The organism is Mesorhizobium sp. (assembly GCF_004962925.1).
Taxonomy (GTDB): Bacteria; Pseudomonadota; Alphaproteobacteria; order Rhizobiales; family Rhizobiaceae; genus Mesorhizobium.
Map to the genome: position 1 here is coordinate 1 of NZ_SUEO01000483.1, position 279 is coordinate 279.

The window sequence follows — 279 nt, forward strand, 5'->3', positions numbered from 1 at the left end:
TCAGTTCCGCGTTCTCCTTGCGCAGGCGTTCCGCGAGCAGGTTCTTCAGTCGCTTGTTTTCTTCCTCGAGCGCGACCAGGTCCTTTAGATCGTCACCATCCGATGCAGGCGCGGCAGCCTTCTTCCAATGATAATAGGTCTGTTCTGATATGACGGCCTGCTTTACGGCGCTCTTATGAGTGGCGCCGCCACTGATCGAATTCTCGATCTGGGCGAGCTTATGGGCGCGCTCCTTTTCAGAGTATATCTTCCGCCCGGTCCGCACGGCCGCTGCTGATA

1 protein-coding gene is annotated in these 279 nt (G+C 57.0%); it reads right to left on the minus strand.

What is annotated here, in order from left to right; translation table 11 throughout:
* The coding region (locus E5W87_RS35805; RefSeq protein ID WP_292408781.1) for a transposase at positions 1 to 265 on the minus strand (265 nt) is incomplete at its 3' end.
* Positions 266 to 279: the final 14 nt, after the last annotated feature.